Below are 14289 nucleotides of genomic sequence, written 5' to 3' on the forward strand. Positions count from 1 at the left end.
ACTGTGCTATTCCCGCAAAAATGTTTTTGCTGAAATGCTGATTAACTTTTATTTAAGAAAAGTTGCAATCAACGTGATAGAAAATATATCAGTTTGAAAAAAAAATGTCAATTTGTTTATTTGGAAAATTTAATTTTTTTGCGATTTTTTAAAATTTACGCCGGATGCGCCGCCCTTTAGTTGCAAAACTCTGGTTTTGCAATGAGCGTTAGCGAAGGCAGAGCAGCCGGTTAAGGAAAATACGGAACGCCGGCGGAAAACTTTTTTTTGAAAAAAAATGCCGTCCCGAATTTTTATAATCTTATGGCGAAAATAATACATTTTGACTTTGGTTTGTTGTTTTTATCGTTTTTGTCTGATATTATAGTTAGAAATGAAAAGTAGAATTTTATCACCTTCGTTGCTTTCTGCGGATTTTTCTAATCTTGCGGAGGCCTTGAAACTTTGTGAGGAAAAAAAATCGGGTGCGGTTCATATTGATGTTATGGACGGACATTTTGTTCCTCAGATTACTTACGGACAGCCAGTTATAAAATCTGTAAGAAAACTTACATCTTTGCCGTTTGATGTTCATCTTATGGTTGAGCGTCCTGAGGAAATGGTTGACACCTTTGCGCAGGCTGGGGCTGACTGGATTACTTTTCATCAGGAAGCGACTGTGCATATAGACAGGCTTGTTTCTCATATTCATTCGCTTGGAAAAAAGGCTGGAGTTTCTATTGTTCCGTCGACTCCTGTAAGCGCAATAAAGGAAATTCTTCCGGAAGTTGACCTTGTTCTTGTAATGACGGTTAATCCTGGCTTCGGCGGGCAGAAACTGATTCCCTATTGTGTTGGAAAAATTGCGGAGCTTGATTTAATAAGAAAGGAAAAAAATTACAATTATTTGATTTCGGTTGACGGCGGAATAAACAACGAAACTTTGCCTTCTGTGCTTGACGCTGGTGTTGATGTGGTTGTTTCGGGCTCTGCCTTTTTTAACGGCTCGTTTAAGTGGGAGGCGTAAATGCTTGCGCGGACTTTTTGTGGACAAGATCGGAACGGCTTAAAACGGTTTTTTGTTTTTTTTGCGGCTGCTTTTTTTGCGGCAGGAAGCATTTTTTGTCAGAAATATTCTGCGGAGCAAGAGCAGGGCTTTGAGGCTTTTAGAAAAAATGACTGGGCTTCTGCGATGTTTTTTCTGCGGAAGGCTGGAAGTTTGCCTGAAGGTTTTGACGAAGAGACTCTGTATCTTTTGGTGATGAGCGAAATCAATGCCTGCGAATATTCTGACGCGCTTTCTGACGTAAACGTTTTTTTGCAGTCTTTTGATAAAAGTCAGTATCTCCCGTATATGCATTTTCAAAAAGGACGGATTCTGCATCTTTTGGAACGCAATGAAGAGGCAGTTTTGGTTTTGAGCGATTTTTGTCATCTTTATCCGGATAGCGAGCTTTATGCGGCGGCTTTGTATTGGGTTGCCGAGTGTTTTTACGATGAATATAATTTTGATTCTGCCCGCGCTCTTTATGAGCGCGTTGTGTCGGATTTTCCGGCAGATGCGAAGGCTGGAGACTGCCGCTATCGTCTTGAAATGATTGCTCAGCGTGAGCGTGAAGAAAAATTGATTTATCTTTTAAAAGTAACCGGAGAAGAAAATCTTTCTGCGCGTGAAGAATATGAAAGACAGATAAAACTTTATCAAAGCCAGGATAAAATGGGGTTGAGAAAAAGCCTTGCCGATTCTCAGAACCGGATTGCCGAGCTTGAGGCGGAACTGGCGGAGCAGAAAAAAGTGAATTCCTCTCTTGAAGCGAAGGTGAGGAATTTTGACAACGTGATAAGTCCTCAAAATGTTTTGAAGGAAAAAAATGATGAGAAAATTTCTGTCCCGAAAACTGATCCAGAAATTGAGGCCCTAAAACAAAAGGCTTTGTTCTTGCAGTTTTTGCTTGAAGAAAAATAGCAGTTTTTTTTTGTGTTTTTTTAGATTTTTAAAGTGTTTTGGCTTTTATAAGAATAAAAAATTATGCTTAAAAATAAAAATTCCGGAGATAAAAATTATGAAAGTTTTGAAAAAAAATCGTTTCAATAAGGTTTATTTTGAAAAAAAAGTTCTTTTATGCGCTGTTCTTGCGGTTTTTGCAGGCGGTGTATTTTATTCTCAAACCGAAAATGTGAATAGCGAAGCGCCGGCTGAAAGTCTTGGAGCAATGGAAAGTTCTGAAAATTCTGAGAAGGAATCAGTTTCCAAGGACGCTGGAAAACTGGAAAAAGAAAAGGCTGAAGAAAAAAAGGCAAAAAGAGAAAAAACTAAGAAAACAAAAAAGACAGAAAATGCTGATGAAGCTGATAAAAAACAGGAAAAGAATAATGAGATTACAAAAATCGATCCGTATCTTGGCGATGTTTATATTCCTGTAAAAAAATATTCACTTTTCTTTGAAAATTATTCTATCGAGTGTAATTCTGACCGTGGAACTTTTAATTTTTATTCTTCTCAAAAAAAACGCAAAAAAACTCCGGTTCTTTCAAATTATGAGGATTCAATTTCTTCATCTTTCTTTTTAAAAATTGGAAAAACAGTCTACTGCCTGAATAAAGACAGCGCGGTTCAAAAAGAGCTATGGAAAACAGCGAACGGAGCGCGGCTTGTTTACACAATAAGTAACAGAGCGCGTGTTGCCATAGATTTTTCGTTTGAGCCGGAAGAAACTGTTAAAAAGGTTTTTGCCCTTGAGCAAAATGATGAAAAAATTGCAATGGAACAGGATGAAAATCTTTTAAAAACAGAAGAAGAGGAAGAAGCTTCGGGCGAGGATGTTTTGCCTGGTGTAATAAAAATCAGGGCTTATGTTACAAATCTTTCTGAAAAAAAAGCAAATTTTGCATTGAAGGCTGTTTTGGATACGTCTGTTGGCGAAGGAGCGGATGTTCATTTTTTGACAGAAAACGGCCTGTCATTTAATTCTGAGCATCAGTTTGAAAATATGATCAAAGAGAGGGTGTTGTGCGTTTCTGACTCGAAAACTTCCGCGGAATTTGTTTTTGAGGGAAAAAATATCTCTTCTCCGGAAGTTGTGACGGTTGCAAACATCTCATATTTGAATTCTCCGAGATGGATTATGGTTTCGGAAAACGGAAGAAGCTTTAATTCGCTGAATGCGTATAATAATTCGGGAATTTTGGTTGTCTGGCCGCAGAAAACGCTTCAAAAAGAAGAAACTTATTCAATTCAATTTTTTGCAGGAATTTCTTGCAACGGAAGAAAATGCGATACTTTAAAATACGTTGATTTTGCTGGAATTGGCGGCACAAAAAAACTTGAAAAAAGTGAGGCGGCTGCGAGCTTTGATGTTTCAGGTTCAAGAAAAACCGATGTTGATTTTATAGTTCAAAACGTTACTGAAAAACAGCTTGATTTTGAATATATTCAGAACCTTATAAATCGGATTGACGCTCTTGAAAGCACGGATGCCGATATTGACAGAAATGAGCTTAGGCAGCTTAATTCTGAGCTTGATGCTATTCTTGCAGCCTTGAGGAAGCGGAACTAAAATGAGCCGGGCAACGATTGACGAAGCGCGTTCACTTATTCGGAAAAAAAAGTATTCAAATGCGATTGTTCTGCTTGAAGGTGTCCGCGAAGTCTACAGAAACAGTTTCGATTATTATTTGATTTTGGGAATTGCCTGCCTTTACTCTGGCGATTATGGAAATTCGTACAGGAATTTTGATGAAGCACGGCACATAAAAGTTCAAAACGTAGACTTGCTTTTGGGACAGGCCGCTTTATATTTGGTTCGCGGAGATACAAGCGCTGCAATTGGCTATTATCTTGATATTCTCGATCTTGAGCCGGAAAATAAAAAGGCAAAGGCTGCCCTTGAATTTGTCCGCTCAAAAGGAGATTATGAAACGATTGTAAAATGGACAGATACTGGAAAAATAAAAGAATTTTATCCAGAAGTTGCTGCAAAAAAAGGAATCTGGCCTCTTGCGTTTTCTGTCCTTGCCGGAGGTTTTGCTGCTCTTGCCATTCTTTTTTGCATGAACTTAAGCAAGACAAGACAAGAGGCGCAGAGAGCGGATTTGAGCGAGCTAGACCTGACAGCTTCCGATAAGTCGAATTTGCAGGAAAAGGATTTGTCTGGCGGAGTTTATAAGTATATTCTTTCGGATTCTCAGATTACGCAAGCTTATGAAAAGGCAAAATTTTATTTTCAGAATTACAGGGATAATTCTTCCCGGGTTGAAATAAACAGAATTTTGAATTCAAATGCATCTCAGTCTGTAAAATCTAAGTCGGAACTTTTGGTTTCGTATTTTGAAGAGCCTTCTTTTGACAGTTTTTCTAGTCGTCCTGAAGAGAATTTTTCATATTCAACCGTAGCGGCAGAACCTGCTCTTTATTTGGACTGCTGGGTTGTCTGGTCTGGAAGAATTTCCAATGCAAAGACTGAAAATGACATTTTTAGTTGCGATCTTCTTGTCGGATACGAAAATCTTGAAAGAGTTGACGGAATTGTTCCGGTGATTTTTAATGTTGTTCCAAAAATAGAAGGAGACCGTGCGGTAAAAATTCTAGCGCAGGTAAAACTAAAAGACGGAAAATTGTGTCTTGTTGGACGCTCTGTTTATCAGCCTTTGAGAAAAAATTGATAAAAATTCGATATTGATGTAAAAATATACTGAAAAATTCAAAAAAAATGTGTAAAAATTGAATTTCAGGGCCATATATATAGTGGGAGGAAAAAAGGTGGCTAAAATGGTAGAAACAAATCAGTCGGCAGATATGTCGGAAAAACTGAAAGCTCTTGAAGCGGCTCGCATCCAGATTGAAAAACAGTTTGGTGCTGGCGCGCTTATGAAACTTGGAACTCAGCCGGATGCTCAGGGCGTTGATGTAGTTCCTTCTGGTTCGATTTTGCTTGACGAAGCTCTCGGTGTAGGCGGTTATCCGCGCGGTCGAATTATCGAGATGTATGGTCCGGAAAGTTCTGGAAAAACGACTCTTGCTTTGCATGCGATTGCGGAAGCTCAGAAACTTGGCGGAATAGCTGCATTTGTCGATGCAGAGCATGCTCTTGACCCGGTTTATGCAAAAAATCTTGGCGTAAATATTGATGAATTGTGGGTTTCGCAGCCGGATACAGGAGAGCAGGCTCTGGAAATTACAGAAAATCTTGTTCGCTCTGGAGCTGTTGATATTATTGTTGTTGACTCTGTTGCCGCCCTTACTCCTCAAAAAGAAATCGAAGGAGATATGGGAGATGCGATGATGGGGCTTCAGGCTCGCCTTATGAGCCAGGCTCTCAGAAAACTTACGGCCATCGTAAATAAAAGCAAGTGCATAATCGTATTCATCAACCAGATTCGCATGAAAATCGGCGTAATGTTCGGCAATCCGGAAACTACAACCGGTGGAAACGCCCTTAAGTTTTATTCGTCTGTCCGTTTGGAAATTCGCCGAATTGAATCAATTGACGGAAAAGGAGAGGAAGACGCTGTCGGTAACCGTGTCCGCGTAAAAGTTGTAAAAAACAAGGTTGCTCCTCCATTCCGCAAGGTTGAGCTTGATATTTATTTCGGAAAAGGAATTTCTGCGACCGCTTCGTTGCTTGATTCTGCCGTAAAGCATGGAATAATCGATAAGCGTGGAGCATGGTATACTCGCGGAGACGAAAAAGTCGGCCAGGGAAAGGAAAATGCAATCAACTTCCTTACTCAGAATCCTGAGTATGCAAAACAGATTGAGGCTCAGATTCGTGCGGAAGTTTTTCCTGGACAGGTTTTAAAAACAAAGGAAGGTGTTCCTGTTTATCCTGAACAGGTAAAGGCCTCAAAAGCCTTGGAAAAAGCAGAGAAAGAAAGCGCAAAACAAAAAACTGCTTCTCAGATCGAGGCTTCTTCTGAAGTTGTGCCGTCTGCAAAGGATGCTCTTTTTTAGTTATGATTGATGTTGTTTTGGGAGTAGGCTCCAATAAAAGCTGGAACGGAATGGACAGTTTGTGTCTTTTAAAAAGGGCCTGCGAAGCTTTGAACGGTCTGCTCTCAGAATTTTTGATTTCGTCAGTTTACCGCACAAAACCTATGTATCTTGAAAATCAAGATGATTTTTATAATATGGCAGTTCGCGGTAAAATTGATGATGTTTATTCACCTTTTGACCTGCTCGAAAAAATTCACGTAATCGAATCTTGCTTGGGACGTAACCGTGAGCTTGAAGTAAGAAATGGACCGCGTTCAGTCGATATTGATATTGAATTTTTTGGTAATCAGACAGTAGATACAAAAACTCTCCAGATTCCTCATCCACGGCATAAAGAAAGGGCATTTGTTTTAGTTCCTTTACTTGAGATTTTAAAAGAAAATGCCGATTTTATAAAAAGAGAAGATTTTTCCAGCTATTTGGAAAAAATTGGTTCGGGCGGAGTTGAGAAATTCCTTTCGGCCCGGGATTTTATAGACGGAAAATTTTAATGAATAAGCGTTTTATAAAATCATCGTTTTTTTTTGAGGAGCTTTCATGGAACAGAACCTGGAGTTAAAAACAAAAACAATTGATTATGACGAAACTGCGGACAAAATCGTCCATAAGTATACCGTGGGTCAGTTTGAAGGTCCTTTGGATTTGCTTTGGACTTTAATCCGTGACAATAAAATCAATATTTATGATATTCCGATTGCCGAAATTACCGAGCAGTTTCTTGAATATCTTGATTATGCTTCTCAGGTTGAACTTGGCGATTTGTCCGAATTTTATAATATGGCGGCTCGCCTTGTTTATATAAAAAGCCGGATGATGCTTCCTGTTGAAGTAAAGGTTGATGACGACCTTGATTTTGACGATCCTCGTGAAGAGCTTGTTGAAAAACTTATTGAATACCAGAAATTTAAAAAGCTTTCAAATCTTATGGAAGAAAAAGAAGACGAAAGTGAATGGAATTTTGAACGAAAGAAAATTCAGCGGGTTCTTCCGTTCGATGATGAAAATATGTGGGAGCAGATAGATACTTGGGATCTTTTGCAGCAAATGCAGAAAATCTTTCAAAACCTTATTTCGCAGTACTCGGATTCAAAAATCATTGATATGTACGAAGAAATTTCGGTAAATGAAAAAATTACGCTGATGAATGAACTTCTTGAAAAAAAGGATGAATGTATGTTTACGGATTTGATTGTCAGACATGGCAATGTTCTTGATGTAATCTGCGCGTTTATGGCTCTTTTGGAAGCCGTAAAGTTTAAGATGGCAACGATTATGCAGAACAGAATGTTTGGCGACATAAAAATCTGTAGATATGCGGCATAAGGAATTATATAAAAAATGGATGTAAATCTCGAAAAAGAAATGGGGCTTGTAGAGGCGGTTCTGTTTTTGGACAGCGAGCCTCTTACTGTTGAGTCGATCGCAAAAATTGCAGAGCTTTCGGAAGATGTCATTGAGCAGTGTCTTGACGGGTTAAAGGAAAAGTATTCTCAAGAAAGTTCTGGTGTTGAGCTTTCAAAAATTACAGGCGGCTGGACACTTACTCCAAAGAAAGAATTTTGGGAAGTTTTAAAAGAGCGTTATGGAAATAAAAATGCAGGAAGATTGAGCCGTTCAGCAATGGAAGTTCTTTCGATTATTGCCTATAAGCAGCCTATTACGCGTGCTGAGATTGAATCAATTCGTGGAGTTCCGCCGGATAATATGATTCGTATTCTTCAGGAACGGCAGCTTGTAAAGGAAGTAGGCAGAAAAGATGCTCCTGGAAGACCGTGTCAGTTTGGAACTACAAAAGAATTCTTGAAATTTTTTAATCTTAATTCAATTGCAGAACTTCCTGCTCTTGATGAAAAAGAATCAGAGAGGTTCGAGCTTGCAAGATAATTCTCAAGAAAAAAAACAAATTCGGCTTCAGGCTTTTCTTGCTCATTGCGGACTTGCAAGCCGGCGCGCCTGTGAAAATATAATTACAGACGGACGGGTATGCGTAAACGGAAAAACAGTCAGTGAATTAGGGGTAAAGGTTTCAGAAAATGATGTTGTCTGCGTTGATGGAAAACAAATTTCTCTTGAAAAAAGAAAAATTTATGTTCTGTTGAATAAACCTGCTGGCTATGTATGTACCCAAACCGATGAAAAGGGCCGGCCGGTTGCTGTTGATATTCTGAAAGAAAAATATTCTGAGCGGCTGTACAATGTCGGCCGTCTTGATATGTTTAGTCGCGGAGCTATAATTTTTACAAACGATGGAGATTTTGCCGCAAAACTGAGCCATCCTTCTAGTGAAATTGAAAAAGAATATCTTGTAGAAACCAGTTATCCTCTGCCAGAAGGTCTTGAAGATCGCTTTGCACGCGGAATTCGTGTCGAAGGGATTTTTTACAAAGCAAAAAGCGCGCAGGTTGTAAATTCTCACAAAATGAGGGTTGTTCTTGTCGAAGGTAAAAACCGCGAAATTCGCCGTGTATTTACCGATGCGGGAGCCGCAATCCGAAGCCTTCGGCGTATCAGGATTGGAAATGTAAAACTTGAAAATTTGGAAGAGGGAAAATTCCGTGAGCTTTCTGAAAAAGAAGTAAAAGAACTTTTATCTCTTTGCAAAAATAATATTGGGAGCGAAATATGATAATCGCAATGGACGGACCTGCCGGAACAGGAAAATCTACAGTTGCATCGTTGATTGCAAGAAAATTAAGAATTACCTATCTGAACAGCGGAAGTTTTTATCGGGCGCTTACAATGGCTCTTAATTCTTCTGATATTGATATTTCAGATTCTGAAAAAGTGCTTAAATTCTGCAAAAAACAGAAGCTTGAATATAAAAATTCACGTCTTGTGCTTAATGGAGTCGATGTTGAAGATCATCTTCACGATGATGCGGTTAGCAAAAAAGTTGCTCAGGTGTCTTCTATTGTGCCAGTCCGCCATCTTGTAAACGAAAGAATGCAGGAAATAACTAAGTCTCTTGACATTGTCTGCGAAGGACGCGATATGACAACAGTTGTTTTTCCAAATGCGCAATACAAGTTCTATCTTGATGCCTCGATAGATGTTCAGGCTCAACGTCGTTTCGATCAGGGCGTTTCTAATATGACGCTCGAAGAAGTAAAGGCGGCAATTCTAAAACGCGATGAAATTGACAGGAATAAAGCAGAAGGAGCCTTAAAGCGTGCTCCGGATGCCTTTTACATTGATACATCAAACTTGACTATAGAGCAGGTTTGTGCGATAATCTTAAGCAAAATTCAAAACAAAGGGTTTACTATGGAACAGATGGAAGTGGAAAAGGAAGAGACAAAAAGCTCTATCCAGACACAATTAGAGGAGTCTCTCAAGAGTTTTATGCCTCTTGAAGATGGTCAGCTTGTTGACGGTACTGTAATTGCAGTTACAGATGAACTTGTATTTATCGATATTGGTGCTAAATCGGAAGGAAAGATTCCTGTGCAGGAATTTGCAGGAAAACTGCCAAAGCCTGGCGATGTAGTTTCCTGTGTGCTTGTAAAACTTAACGGCCGTAATGGTCCGGAAGTTTCTTTCACAAAAGCGCAGTCAAAACAGTTGTGGAAAGATCTCCGCAAGGCTGCTGAAGAAAAAACTCCAGTAGAAGGAACTATAGAAAAAGAAGTAAAAGGCGGTTTTGAAGTAAACCTTGGTGGCGATATTCGTGCGTTCTTGCCAATCAGTCAGTCTGATTCTTCAAAAGTTGAAGAACCGAAAAAACTTATTGGAACAGTTTCTAAATTCTATATTGAAAGACTGTATTCGGACAACAAGGCAAATGTTGTTGTAAACCGCAGAAAGTATCTTGAAGAAATTATCAACAAGGCTCGTGATGATTTCTTTGCAAATACTCAGGTTGGCGACACTGTAAAAGGAACTGTGAAATCATTTACAAGTTTTGGTGCTTTTATCGATCTTGGCGGTTTCGACGGTCTTCTTCATATCAATGATATGAGCTGGGGACATGTAACTCGTCCAAAGGATTTCGTAAAGAAAGGGCAGGAAATTGAGCTTAAAGTGATTGCTCTTAATCCTGAAGATAAGAGAATCAACCTGTCTCTTAAACATTTTACTGAAGATCCTTGGGTTCATTTTGAAGATAAATATCATGTAAATGATGTTGTTGAAGGAACAGTTACAAAACTCACAGACTTTGGCGCTTTTATTGCCCTTGAAGAAGGAATTGAAGGTCTCGCTCACATTTCTGAATTCAGCTGGACAAAGAAAGTAAACAAGGCTTCTGATATGGTTCAGATTGGCGACAAAGTAAAGTGTATGGTTCTCGGCTATGATATTCAGGCTGGACGCGTTTCTCTCGGTTTGAAACAGGTTACGCCAAATCCTTGGGATACAATTTCTGAAAAATATGCAGTTGATTCTGTAGTTCACGGAAAAGTTGTAAAAATCACAAATGCAGGTGCATTTATTCAGCTTGAAGAAGGTATCGATGGATTCCTACATTCAGAAGATATTTCTTGGACAAAGAAAGTTAAGCATCCTGGCAGCGAATTTACAGTCGGTCAGGAACTTGATGTAAAAATCCTTGATGTAAATCCTGAACAGCACCGCATTACAGTTGGCTTAAAGCAGCTTACAGATAATCCTTGGGTGGCATTTGCAGAAAAATACCATGTAGGTTCAACTCTTGAGGGCGAAATTACATCAATCACTGATTTTGGTGTATTTGTAAGAGCTCCAGAGGGAATCGAAGGTCTTGTAAACAAGGCTAACCTCAGCGATGACAAAGATGTTCCTTTTGAAGAAGCTGTTGAAAAATACAAGGTAGGCGACAAAGTTAATGTTTACGTTGTAGACATCAATGTTGAAAGAGAGAAAGTTGCTTTTTCTGTAAAAGATTTCAAAAAAGCTCAAGCTCGTAAAGAAATCAATCAGTATATATCTTCTGAAGATAATGTTGGTGGTGCATATACACTCGGTGATATGCTTAACGATCAGAAAAACAGTTAGTCGATTTCGATGGGTGAACTTGATTCTCTTACTTTTGAAAAACTAAAAACACTCATCGAAATAAACGGCAGAATAAATTCAAATTATTCAGATGTAAATGCGTTGCTGGTTTATATTCTTGAATCAGCAATGCGTTTGGTCGAATGTGAATCTTCTTCACTTCTGCTTGTAAACAAAGAAGACGGAACTCTTCGCTTTGTAGTTGCCTTGGGGCCGAAAGGTGCTGAGGCAAAAAATATAATTGTTGAAAAAAACAGTATTGCCGGTTGGGTTGTTGAAAATAATAAACATGTAATCGTCAATAATGTAGGTCTTGATCCGCGCTTTTCAGATACGGTTCAAAATAAAACTGGTTATGTAACAAAAACGATGATTGCGATTCCAATGCGTGTAAAAGGACAGTGCATTGGCGTAATCGAGCTTATAAACAAGTCTGGTTCGCGGGGATTTTGCAATTCTGATTTGGAAATTTTGAATCTTCTAGCAAGCCAGGCAGGAATTGCATATTTGAATGCAGATTCTTACCGGTCGGCAAAAGATAATTTTTCTGTATTGCAGAGTAATATCGTCAGTGGAAGCGATTATCATCCTTTTGTTGCAAAAAGTCCGGTTGTCTTGGATTTGCTTCATATAATTGATGAAGTTGCGAAGGCGAATACAACAATTCTTATAACAGGCGAAAGCGGTGTTGGAAAAGAACTTTTTGCTGAACAGATTCATTTGCGGTCAAACAGGGTCGGAAAGCCTTTTTTGCGCGTAAATTGTGCGGCTTTGTCGTCTGCGCTTTTGGAAAGTGAATTATTTGGGCATGTAAAAGGCGCTTTTACAGATGCAGTTTCAGATAGAAAGGGAAGGTTTGAGGCGGCAGAAGGCGGAACTTTATTTCTTGACGAAATTGGTGAATTGCCTTTGGAATTGCAGTCAAAACTGCTTAGAGTTTTGCAGAGTCACACTTTTGAGAGAGTTGGTTCTAACGAAACGATTTCTGTCGATGTCCGGATTATCGCTGCGACGAACCGTAATCTAGAAAAAATGGTAAGTGAGGGGGCATTCCGTAGCGATTTATATTACAGGCTGAATGTAATGCCTATAAATGTTCCTCCTTTGAGAGAACGGAAAGAAGATGTGCTTCCGCTTGCAAAATTCTTTTTGGCAGAATTTGCGAACGAAACAAAAAAGAATTTTGAGTCTTTTTCGGCAGCCGCAGAGAAAACTCTTTTGGAATATTATTGGCCTGGAAATATTCGTGAATTGGAAAATTCAATAGAAAGGGCCTGTGTTTTGGGTAAGCCTCCGCTTATTCAGACTGAAGATTTAAGAATCAATTCAACTGTTGCTAGTGTTCAAAAAAATAAAACGCAGGATAGTTTTGAAGAGATTGCTGATGAAATTGCGAATCCAGCTGATGGGGACAGAACCTTAAGAACAGCTTTAAATAAATTTAAAACCGCCTATATTAAAAAGATTCTTGATTCTACATCTTGGAATCAGACAGAGGCGGGAAAAATTTTGGGAATCCAGCGGACTTATGTTTCACGATTGCTGAATGAACTTAAAATCCGTTGAATATAAATAAAAAATTTGGAGATAAAAATATGTCTAATGAAGAATCAAAAACGTCTGTTCTTGGAAAATTCCTTGAAAAAAATATAAAAGTTATCGGTGGTTTGATTGCCATTTTAATAGTGTTTGTTATTGTTGCGGTAGTCGGCTCTTCAATAAAAACAAAGGTCGCTGAGGAAGGACTTTCTCAGGTTGATATGGTTGAATATACTTTCAAGAAAGATGCGGATGATATTTCTGCAGAAGATTTTAAGGCTAGGCAGGAGACTGCACTTGCTGAACTTGAAACTCTTGCTTCGAAAGGTGGAATTGTAGGTGTAAGGGCAAATATGCTAAAGGCTGAGATTCTTTTTGAACAGAAAAATTATGATGCAAGCCGCAGCGCCTGGTTAAAGGCTGCTGCGGCAAAAAAATCGACTTATACGGCTCCTCTTTGTTATTACAATGCGGCAATTTGTTCTGAAAACTTGAATGATTTGGAAGACGCCATTTCTTGTTATGAAAAGGCGATTTCTTCGAAAAATTTTTATCTTATCGACCATGCATATTTTAGCCTCGGTCGCGTGAACGAAGCTAAAGGTGATTTGGAAAACGCTGTTGAAGCTTATGAAAAAATTGAAGCAATTCATTCTGGTTCAAGATGGGCAAATCTTGCAAAAGACCGGATTATTGCAATTAATTTAACAAAAGCAGAATAATTTGTAACTTGATAAATATAAAATAGTTTTTTTATTATGAAAAGTTTCCCTATGGCAAGTAAAATATTTATTATGTGTATTCTTGCCTTTACGGAAACTTTTTTTGTTTCCTGCGGACTTGAAGATGTAATAACAGTAAATGCTCCGACATCTCTAATCAATAGCCCGCTTTACAGTGGCGATGATTATTTGAAATGGTACGCTTCTTTTAGGGTGAATGAAACCGACCAGCCCGATTCTTTTTCTGGAACTGAAATTTATTATAAAATTTACAATAATTCCAGCGATTTAATCTCCCAGCGAAATTCAATTCTCTCCGTAAACACGAGCAGTAATTCGACAGCGGCGGCTACAAGAATGGTTGATACTTATCAGTATCAGGTTTTGGGCGCACGTTCTTTTAAGACTAACAAAACTGTTTCTCAGTCGGTGTTTGTTCCTGCTTCTATTCTAAAAGATAGGTTAAATGTCGCTTTTCGGGTAAAAACTTATGCTGGAAATGAAAATTACGGAGCTAATGGAGAGGATGTTTCGAGTTTTGAACAATTTCGTGCATGTGTAAAGTTTTCTGGCCGTTTAAGGGCTTTTGTCAATGATTCTACAGTTTTTGTTGATTATGACTCTTCAGAGGGCTGGAAATATTTTTCTGGAACTTCGGGTAGTTTTGGAACCTCAGTTTCATATGATGACATAGATTTTATCATTCCTTCGAGAAGCAATGGAAAATCATTTGATTTTTTTGATGAACAAGATACAGATTCAGACGAGAATGTACAGCCGTCGGAAAGTGATGATGATTATAAGCATAATGATTCGGCTTCTGCGAGCGATACTTATTATGTTCAGTTTTTTGCAGTCGGAGTCGCATTTGATAGCAGTTCACTTTCGAACGCTTATAGTCTTCTCCTTGATCTTGGTTCAGTTCCGATAATAAAAAATAAATAGTATCGGCTGTAAGTGTTTTTTTTGCAGAAAAAAACAAAAATTGCAATAATTTTAGAAAAATGCGGCAGATTGAGTGTTGCAAAAAAAATGCAATTTTGATAAAGTGAATAAATACGAGATTGTAGCTCAGTTGGATTAGAG

13 protein-coding genes are annotated in these 14289 nt (G+C 38.6%); all 13 read left to right on the plus strand.

The features are described from left to right. Nucleotides 1–373 precede the first annotated feature (373 nt). The 13 genes from rpe (at nucleotide 374) to B4N75_RS07670 (ending at nucleotide 14148) form a co-directional block, all read left to right on the plus strand. Nucleotides 374–1006, plus strand: a complete 633-nt coding sequence (gene rpe / locus B4N75_RS07610) for a ribulose-phosphate 3-epimerase (protein ID WP_296668507.1) — start codon at nucleotides 374–376, stop codon at nucleotides 1004–1006. Next, nucleotides 1007–1945 carry a tetratricopeptide repeat protein gene (locus B4N75_RS07615; RefSeq protein ID WP_296022136.1) on the plus strand — a complete coding sequence of 313 codons (939 nt, stop codon included), beginning with the start codon at nucleotides 1007–1009 and terminating at the stop codon, nucleotides 1943–1945. It begins immediately after the preceding gene. 97 nt (nucleotides 1946–2042) lie between these two features. Further along, complete coding sequence (locus tag B4N75_RS07620; protein WP_296707054.1) at nucleotides 2043–3536, plus strand: hypothetical protein; 1494 nt, start codon at nucleotides 2043–2045, stop codon at nucleotides 3534–3536. A gap of 1 nt (nucleotide 3537) precedes the next feature. Then, entirely contained in the window at nucleotides 3538–4641 is a 1104-nt protein-coding gene (locus B4N75_RS07625; RefSeq protein WP_296022149.1) for a tetratricopeptide repeat protein, read from the plus strand. A 106-nt stretch (nucleotides 4642–4747) separates the two neighbouring features. Then, nucleotides 4748–5929: a recombinase RecA gene (recA, locus tag B4N75_RS07630; protein WP_296707055.1), complete on the plus strand. Its 1182-nt coding sequence runs from the start codon at nucleotides 4748–4750 to the stop codon at nucleotides 5927–5929. 2 nt (nucleotides 5930–5931) lie between these two features. Next, nucleotides 5932–6462 (plus strand): 2-amino-4-hydroxy-6-hydroxymethyldihydropteridine diphosphokinase, encoded by a 531-nt coding sequence (folK, locus tag B4N75_RS07635; RefSeq protein WP_296022162.1) that lies wholly within the window; start codon nucleotides 5932–5934, stop codon nucleotides 6460–6462. 46 nt (nucleotides 6463–6508) lie between these two features. Continuing rightward, nucleotides 6509–7294 (plus strand): segregation and condensation protein A, encoded by a 786-nt coding sequence (locus B4N75_RS07640; protein WP_296022166.1) that lies wholly within the window; start codon nucleotides 6509–6511, stop codon nucleotides 7292–7294. A 15-nt stretch (nucleotides 7295–7309) separates the two neighbouring features. Next, complete coding sequence (scpB, locus tag B4N75_RS07645; protein ID WP_296022174.1) at nucleotides 7310–7855, plus strand: SMC-Scp complex subunit ScpB; 546 nt, start codon at nucleotides 7310–7312, stop codon at nucleotides 7853–7855. After that, nucleotides 7818–8597 carry a pseudouridine synthase gene (locus B4N75_RS07650; protein WP_296668516.1) on the plus strand — a complete coding sequence of 260 codons (780 nt, stop codon included), beginning with the start codon at nucleotides 7818–7820 and terminating at the stop codon, nucleotides 8595–8597. The genes scpB and B4N75_RS07650 overlap by 38 nt, the downstream gene beginning before the upstream one ends. Continuing rightward, nucleotides 8594–10942 (plus strand): 30S ribosomal protein S1, encoded by a 2349-nt coding sequence (gene rpsA / locus B4N75_RS07655; RefSeq protein ID WP_296668518.1) that lies wholly within the window; start codon nucleotides 8594–8596, stop codon nucleotides 10940–10942. The genes B4N75_RS07650 and rpsA overlap by 4 nt, the downstream gene beginning before the upstream one ends. A 9-nt stretch (nucleotides 10943–10951) precedes the next feature. Next, on the plus strand, nucleotides 10952–12508 hold the full coding sequence (locus tag B4N75_RS07660; protein WP_296022191.1) for a sigma-54-dependent Fis family transcriptional regulator: 1557 nt from the start codon (nucleotides 10952–10954) through the stop codon (nucleotides 12506–12508). A 29-nt stretch (nucleotides 12509–12537) separates the two neighbouring features. Beyond that, entirely contained in the window at nucleotides 12538–13203 is a 666-nt protein-coding gene (locus B4N75_RS07665) for a tetratricopeptide repeat protein (protein WP_296668520.1), read from the plus strand. Between the two features lie 51 nt (nucleotides 13204–13254). Then, nucleotides 13255–14148 (plus strand): hypothetical protein, encoded by an 894-nt coding sequence (locus tag B4N75_RS07670; protein WP_296022205.1) that lies wholly within the window; start codon nucleotides 13255–13257, stop codon nucleotides 14146–14148. Nucleotides 14149–14289 lie beyond the last annotated feature (141 nt).

The sequence above is a fragment of the Treponema sp. UBA7570 genome, from assembly GCA_002477955.1.
Classification (GTDB): domain Bacteria; phylum Spirochaetota; class Spirochaetia; order Treponematales; family Treponemataceae; genus Treponema_D.